This is a genomic window from Methylobacterium sp. WL103, from assembly GCF_008039885.1.
Taxonomy (GTDB): domain Bacteria; phylum Pseudomonadota; class Alphaproteobacteria; order Rhizobiales; family Beijerinckiaceae; genus Methylobacterium; species Methylobacterium cerastii.
Genome location: NZ_VRUX01000214.1, coordinates 1 through 6752, shown reverse-complemented (window position 1 = coordinate 6752; position 6752 = coordinate 1). Strand labels below are relative to the sequence as shown.

Below are 6752 nucleotides of genomic sequence, written 5' to 3'. Positions count from 1 at the left end.
GCCCGACGACCGCGACCGTCGCCCCGCCGCGCCCGATATGCGACGATGCCGCCTCGCCGCGCTCCCATCGGACCCGCCCTCATGAGCCGCATCACGACCCGCCTCGATCGCCGCACGGCCCTCGGAGCCGCCGGGGCCGCCCTCGTCGGCCTTGCCGTAGACCCCGCGGCTGCGGAGCCGGACCGCGGCGCCACGCTGTTTCCCCTGGCGCAGACGACGATCCCCGTCGCGGGGCTGGCGCAGGCCTTCCCGGTGCGGCGCATCTACTGCATCGGGCGCAACTACGCGGCGCATGCCCGCGAGATGGGATCGGACCCGGCCCGCGAGCCGCCGTTCTTCTTCCAGAAGCCGGCGGACGCGATCCAGGTGGTGGAGCCCGGCACGGTGGCCGACCACCCCTATCCGTCGCTGACGAAGAACTACCACCACGAACTCGAACTCGTCGCGGTGCTGAAGTCCGGCGGACGCGACATCCCGAAGGACCGCGCCCTCGACCACGTCTACGGTTACGCGACCGGCCTCGACATGACCCGGCGCGACCTTCAGCGCGGCATGGGCGACCAGAAGAAGCCCTGGGAGGTCGGCAAGAGCTTCGACCGGTCCGCGCCGATCACGCCGATCCTGCCGGCGGCGACCCTCGGCCATCCCGCGCGCGGCCGGATCCGGCTCGCGGTGAACGGCACCGTGCGGCAGGATGCGGACCTGTCCGACATGATCTGGTCGGTCGCCGAACAGATCGCCAACCTCTCCGAGGCGTTCGAACTCAAGGCGGGCGACGTGATCTATTCCGGCACGCCGGAGAACGTCGGGCCGGTCGTGCGCGGCGACGTCCTGCTCGGCACCATCGACGGCCTGCCGCCGCTGTCGATCCGCATCGTCTAGAGCATTTTCCGTGATCTACGGATCACGGAAAATGCTCTATCTTGTTGCGTGGTCGCATTTTCTTCACGCGAGCCGGCAACCACCTCGCTTGAAAATGCCCTAGGGCATCGCCTCCGATGCGGGACGGGCGGGCGGCGAGACCGGCGGCCCCGTCCGGGTGGCGATCCACAGGACGTTCCGCGGGCCGTCTCCGCTGGCGCGCGACCGCACCCGCACCTCCTCGACGGAGAAGCCCGAGCGGGCGAGCCGCGCCTTGAACTTGCGATCCGGGCGGCCGGACCAGACGCCGAGGACGCCGCCTGGTCGCAGGGCGTAATGCGCGCGCTTCAGGCCCCAGGCGTCGTACAGGCGGTTGTTCTCGCCCCGGACCATGCCCTCCGGGCCGTTGTCGACGTCGAGCAGGATGGCGTCGAACATGGCCGGGCCGGACTGGATCAGGCGGTTCACGTCCGCCTCGTGCAGGGCGAGGCGGGGGTCGTCGAGGCTGCTGGCGAAGAGGTGCGCCAGGGGGCCGCGCGCCCACGCCACCACCGCGGGCACGAGTTCGGCGACGACGATCTCGGCCTCCGGCCCGAAGGCGTCGAGCGCCGCCCGCAGGGTGAAGCCCATGCCGAGGCCGCCGATCAGCACCTGCGGCGCCTTTCGCGATGCGATCCTGCCGCAGGCCAGCGTCGCCAGCGCCTCCTCGGAGCCGCTGAGGCGGCTGTTCATCAGCTCGTTCTGGCCAAGCATGATCGAGAACTCGGTGCCCCGCCGCCGCAGCCGCAGGGTGCCGCCGTCGCCGGGGATCGAGGCGGTATCGAGGTTCTCCCAGGGGATCATGCGGCGCTCGTGCCCCGATCTTCGGCGAGCCAGGCCGCCATCCCGGCCGCCGCCGCCCGGCCGCTGCTGATCGCGCCCTGGAGCAGGTAGCCGCCGGTGGGCGCCTCCCAGTCGAGCATTTCGCCCGCCACGAACAGGCCGGGCCGCTTGCGGACCATGAAGCTCGCGTCGAGCCCACTGAGGCCGACCCCGCCGGCGGTGGAGATCGCGCGCTCCATTGAGGCCATGGCGTGCAGGCGCAACGGCGCGGCCTTGATCAGCCCGGCGAGCGCATCCGGATCGGCCGGCAATGCGACGCCCGCCGACTCGCGCAAGACCCCCGCCGCGACTGGCGACAGGCCGGCCCCCTTGCGCAGGCGGGTGGCCATCGATTCGCCGGGCCGCGGGTCGGACAGCCGGTCGGCCAGCGCCCTCAACGTCAGGTCGGGGCGCAGGTCGAGCACGAGGCGGGCCGCGCCTTTACGCTCGATCATCGCGCGCAAGGCCCGCGACACCGCGTAGATCGCGCCGCCCTCGATCCCGTCTGCGGTGACCACCGCCTCGCCGCGCACGATCACGCCGTCGGCGGCAAGCCCGATCCGCTTCAGCGGCTGCCCGGCGAACCGCTCGCGGAAGTGCTCGGACCACGCCACCGCGAAGCCCGCGTTGGCCGGCCGCAGGGGCGCGACGGCCACGCCGAGGTTCTCCAGCATCGGCACCCAGGCCCCGTCCGAGCCGAGCCGGGGCCAGCTCGCGCCGCCCAGCGCCAGCAGCACCGCCTTCGGCCGCGTCCAGCTCTTCCCCTCCGGCGTCTCGAACACCAGGGTGCCGTCCTCGAACGCCGCGAGCCGGTGCCTTGTGTGGATGCGGACGCCAGAAGCCTCGAGACGGCGCAGCCACGCCCGCAGCAGCGGCGAGGCCTTGAACGCCTTCGGGAAGACCCGCCCGCTCGATCCGACGAAGGTCGGCTCGCCCAGATCCTCGCACCAGGCGCGCAGGGCATCGGGTGGGAACGCCTCGATCGCGCGGCCCAAGCTGCCCGACGGATGGTATCGGCGCAGGAAGTCCGGCGCGGGCTCGCTGTGGGTGAGGTTCAGCCCGCCGCGGCCGGCGAGCAGGAACTTGCGGCCGACCGACGGCATCCGCTCGTAGACCCCCACCGCGTGCCCGGCGGCCGACAGCACCTCGGCTGCCGCCAGCCCGGCAGGGCCGCCGCCAACGATCGCCACTGTCTCTTGGAGGGCGTCTTCTCGCGCCACGTCGTCCTCTCGAATGTCCATGGCAGCGGAAGGCGTCGGTTCGCCCGCGCTGTCAAGGCATGGCAGCGGCGCCCGAACCCGGTTTGGGCCGCCCTTGATTCGCCGCGTTCGCGTCTCTAACTGCGGCTCATCGGCTGCGGGCCCCTCTGGCGGGATGCTCTCTCAAGATGCTTCCGTGATGTCGGAGCCGATGCTTTCCTTGCAAAAGAAGCATCACGGTCCCGCGAATGGTCGATTTCCTATACGTCGAGTGGCTCGGCAAGCCGATCTGGATGTGGCTCGGGTTCCACGCCCTGGTCGCGGCCCTCCTCGCCTTCGACCTCGGCCTGCTCCACCGCGACAAGGAGCACGAGATCGGCGTGAAGGAGAGCCTGCTCCTCACCGCCTTCTACTTCAGCCTCGGCCTCGCCTTCGGCGGCTGGATCTGGTGGTATCTCGGCGCCCAGCCCGCCCAGGAATACGTCACCGGCCTCGTGGTCGAGAAGTCGCTGTCGATGGACAACGTCTTCGTCATCGCGGTCATCCTTTCGGCCCTCGGCATCCCGCTCGCCGCCCAGCACCGTGTGCTGGTCTGGGGCATCCTCGCCGCGGTGCTGCTGCGCGGGTTGATGATCGGGCTTGGCGCCGCGCTGGTGCACCAGGCTGCCTGGGTCCTGTCGCTGTTTGCCGCCTTCCTGATCTATGCCGGCCTGAAGATGCTGTTCTCCAAGGAGGAGGATGCCGGCGACCTTCAGGATCATGCCGCCGTGCGCTGGCTGCGGGCGAAGCTGCGCATCACGCCCGAGCTTCACGGCCAGCACTTCATGGTTCGCAAGGCTGATCCGCGGACAGGCAAGACCGCGCTTTGGCTCACCCCGCTGGCGCTCGCCCTGGTTCTGGTCAACGGCGCCGACGTGATCTTCGCGGTCGACAGCGTGCCGGCGATCTTCGCGATCACCACGGACACCTTCGTGGTCTACACGTCCAACATCTTCGCGATCCTGGGCCTGCGGGCGCTCTACTTCGCGCTCGCCGCGATGGTCGATCGCTTCGCCTACCTCAAGACCGCGCTCGCCTTTATCCTGATCTTCATCGGCACGAAGATCGTGGTCGCCGACACCTTCGGCCTGGTCCACGTGCCGCCGTGGGTGTCGCTCGCGGTCACGGTGGTGCTGCTCACCGTCGGCATCCTCTACAGCCTGTGGCGTACCCGCGGCGAGGTGCATGCCGACACGGCCACGGACGGGCGCGAGGCGGAGCTGCACGGCCGGGCTTGAGCCCCGCCAGCTAGCCGCCCCGGCGGTAGACCCCACTGAACGTGACGTTCATGCCGCCGTAGGCCCCGTTGCTCTCCGCGACGAGGTCCGGCGGCATCAGCCGCATCCGGACGCTGCAACGGCTCACCTCGTCCGGGCGGAAGCCGGGGATCACGGTCTTGTCGCCGTCGGTCCAGGCGATGTCCTGGCCGTCGGGAGCGAGTTCGGCCTCAAACGAACCCATGTTGATCGCCCCCCGCTTCACCCGTTCCGGGTCCTGGGTCCCGTAGGATGCCGTCCCCGATAGCACGAGGCGTTCGCCCTTGCGCCGTATCGTAACGGTCTGCTCCGGCCCGCTCATCCACGTGCCGATCCAGTCGTCGAGGCCGACCGTCGCGGGCGCGTCGTCGGCCAGCGCCCGCTCCGGCAACCAGCCGGATCGGATCTGGCCCGTCGCGCCGACATAGGACGCGCAGGCGAAGGCGCCGCTCGACGCGCCGCGGATCACGCCGTTGCCGGCGACGAGGAAGGCTTTCTCGCGACAGGCGGGCGCGAGGCTCGGGCAAGCCGGGTCCGCGTCGGCCGACCGGACGAACGCGACGCCCCCCTCCGCCACGACCCGTGCCCGCCGCAGCGTCCCGCCGAGATCGGGCAGGTCCGGGCAGATCGCGCTGGGCTTGGCCGCACCCGTCCGGGCATCCTGGGCGAACGCCGGAGTGGCGAGGGCGGCCAGCAGCACGAGGCCGGCCGGCACGGCGCTTGGGCGGTGATGGCGGGGCATGAGCCTCCTTCAGGTCGGACGCGACGCGATCAGGTCCCGGAGCGTCGTGATGGTGGAGGCGTCGGCGATGCCGTCCACGCGCGCCTGCCGGAAATGGCGCTGGAAGGCGGTGACGACCGCCCGCATGTGCGGATCGAACGTGCCCGTCACCGGCTGGTCATAGCCGTAGAGCGCGAGCATCGCCTGCAGCGCCTCGATCGGCTGCCCCGCATCGCCTTCGGCGAAGAAGCGACCGTCGCGCAGAGGCACCTCCGGCACGTGATGGCCGACGCCCTCGGCCGCGAGCCGGCGCCAGGGAAAGTTCTCGCCCGGATCCTCCTTGCGGTCGGGAGCGATGTCGGAATGGGCGAGCACCCGGTCCGCCGGGATCGCCCAGCGCACGACGATGTCGCGGGCGAGCGCGGTCACCGCCGCGACCTGCGCCTCAGGGTAGGGCGGCAGGCCGCCGACATGACCGGGATGGACGATCTCGATGCCGAGCGAGCGCGAGTTCACGTCGCGCTCGCCCTGCCAGGACGCCCGGCCGGCATGCCAGGCGCGGCGGCCCTCCGGCACCATCTGCAGGATCGTGCCGTCTTCCAGCACGACGTAATGGGCCGAGACCTCGGCGATCGGGTCGGCGAGCCGCTGCAGCGCGGCGGCCGCGCCGTCCATGCCGGTGTAGTGCAGGATCAGCATGTCCGGCCGCTTGCCAAGGCGCTCGCCATGGTTCGGCGAGGGCTGAATGCGGGTGGCTAGCGGGCTGTCCGGCGTCATGCCGCACCGCCTTCCAGACGGACGCCGCTTTCCGCGAGGATCCGGTCGTGGGCGGCGTTGATCGCGGCGAGGCGCTTGGTGGCGATCGCCACCGCCTCGGGCGGCAGGCCGCGGGCGATCGCGCGATCGGGATGGTTCTCGGCCACGAGCTGCCGGTGGCGGACCTTCACCGCGGCCGGGTCGGCGCCGTGCTCCAGCCCGAGGACGAGGTAGGGGTCGTCGGCCAGGCGCACGTGCCGGGCGGCAATGCGGCGGAACGCGATGTCGTCGAACCCGAAGATCTCGGCGACGGCGCGGAGATAGGCTTCCTCGGCCTGATGGATCGCCCCGTCGGCGGTGGCGATGTGGAACAGGCCGTCGAGGACGTCCTCCAGCAGGGACGGCTCGTCGTGGAAGGCGTTGGCGAGTTGGCGGGCATAGGCCTCGTAGCCGTTGGTCGTGCGCTTCGCGAGGTCGAACAGGCGGGTGACGCGGGCGCGCTCCGCCTCGCCGACTTGCACCACCTTGCCGAAGGCCTCGACCTCGGAGGGCGTGACCACGCCGTCGGACTTCGCCATCTTGGCGGCGAGCGCCACGAGGCCGGTGGTGAAGACCACGTCCCGCGGCATCGGGCCGAACAGCGCGCCCTCGCGGTCGACGAGATAGTGCCCGGCGAGCCCGCCCGCGAGCGCCCCGAGGGGGCCGCCGATCGCGAGGCCGATCCCGGCGCCGCCGAGCTTGCCCCAGATCCCCGAATTCATCGGGACCCGGCGGGGTTGTCTTGGAGATGCGGCACGGTCACCGGCTGGCCTTTTTGCGATGCCGGCGGACCTCGAAGCGTTCCGCCGACGACAGGCCGCCGGGGATACAGGCTCCGTCCGAAACGCGGAAGGGCCGGAGCGTTCGGCTCCGGCCCTCCTCCATCCTGCTTCAGTGCCGGGGCGGCGAAGCCTCAGCGGCAGTACACGTCGCCGTAGGCGTCGCGGTAGGTGCCGTAGGGGCAGCGCGGCGCCGTCGAGGCGCCGACGATGGCGCCACCCGCACCACCGATCGCGGCAC

7 protein-coding genes are annotated in these 6752 nt (G+C 71.4%); 2 read left to right on the top strand and 5 right to left on the bottom strand.

What is annotated here, in order from left to right:
* Window positions 1–81 precede the first annotated feature (81 nt).
* Window positions 82–882, top strand: coding sequence for a fumarylacetoacetate hydrolase family protein (locus FV222_RS14030; protein ID WP_147814730.1), 801 nt, complete (start codon window positions 82–84; stop codon window positions 880–882).
* 99 nt (window positions 883–981) lie between these two features.
* Here the strand turns inward: FV222_RS14030 and FV222_RS14025 are convergent, their stop codons facing one another.
* Window positions 982–1704, bottom strand: coding sequence for a hypothetical protein (locus tag FV222_RS14025; protein WP_147814728.1), 723 nt, complete (start codon window positions 1702–1704; stop codon window positions 982–984).
* On the bottom strand, window positions 1701–2963 hold the full coding sequence (locus tag FV222_RS14020; protein ID WP_147814726.1) for a TIGR03862 family flavoprotein: 1263 nt from the start codon (window positions 2961–2963) through the stop codon (window positions 1701–1703). Before FV222_RS14020 ends, FV222_RS14025 begins: the two co-directional genes overlap by 4 nt.
* A 206-nt stretch (window positions 2964–3169) precedes the next feature.
* Here FV222_RS14020 and FV222_RS14015 point away from each other — a divergent pair, with 206 nt between their 5' ends.
* Entirely contained in the window at window positions 3170–4198 is a 1029-nt protein-coding gene (locus tag FV222_RS14015) for a TerC family protein (protein WP_147814724.1), read from the top strand.
* A 10-nt stretch (window positions 4199–4208) separates the two neighbouring features.
* Here FV222_RS14015 and FV222_RS14010 read toward each other — a convergent pair whose 3' ends face one another.
* From FV222_RS14010 to FV222_RS14000, 3 genes are read right to left on the bottom strand one after another with little or no spacing between them, the layout of a single operon-like run.
* The gene (locus FV222_RS14010) at window positions 4209–4958 is read right to left on the bottom strand and encodes a hypothetical protein (RefSeq protein WP_147814722.1); all 750 of its coding nucleotides are present in this window, start codon (window positions 4956–4958) and stop codon (window positions 4209–4211) included.
* Between the two features lie 9 nt (window positions 4959–4967).
* Complete coding sequence (locus FV222_RS14005; protein ID WP_147763586.1) at window positions 4968–5714, bottom strand: N-acetylmuramoyl-L-alanine amidase; 747 nt, start codon at window positions 5712–5714, stop codon at window positions 4968–4970.
* Entirely contained in the window at window positions 5711–6454 is a 744-nt protein-coding gene (locus FV222_RS14000; protein ID WP_147763585.1) for a molecular chaperone DjiA, read from the bottom strand. The genes FV222_RS14005 and FV222_RS14000 overlap by 4 nt, the downstream gene beginning before the upstream one ends.
* Window positions 6455–6752: the final 298 nt, after the last annotated feature.

Bases quoted from the DNA above. Each gene is read 5' to 3' on its own strand.
- FV222_RS14015 (WP_147814724.1), top strand. From the start codon at position 3,170: ATGGTCGATTTCCTATACGTCGAGTGGCTCGGCAAGCCGATCTGGATG.
- FV222_RS14025 (WP_147814728.1), bottom strand. From the start codon at position 1,704: ATGATCCCCTGGGAGAACCTCGATACCGCCTCGATCCCCGGCGACGGC.
- FV222_RS14030 (WP_147814730.1), top strand. From the start codon at position 82: ATGAGCCGCATCACGACCCGCCTCGATCGCCGCACGGCCCTCGGAGCC.
- FV222_RS14000 (WP_147763585.1), bottom strand. From the start codon at position 6,454: ATGAATTCGGGGATCTGGGGCAAGCTCGGCGGCGCCGGGATCGGCCTC.
- FV222_RS14010 (WP_147814722.1), bottom strand. From the start codon at position 4,958: ATGCCCCGCCATCACCGCCCAAGCGCCGTGCCGGCCGGCCTCGTGCTG.
- FV222_RS14005 (WP_147763586.1), bottom strand. From the start codon at position 5,714: ATGACGCCGGACAGCCCGCTAGCCACCCGCATTCAGCCCTCGCCGAAC.
- FV222_RS14020 (WP_147814726.1), bottom strand. From the start codon at position 2,963: ATGGACATTCGAGAGGACGACGTGGCGCGAGAAGACGCCCTCCAAGAG.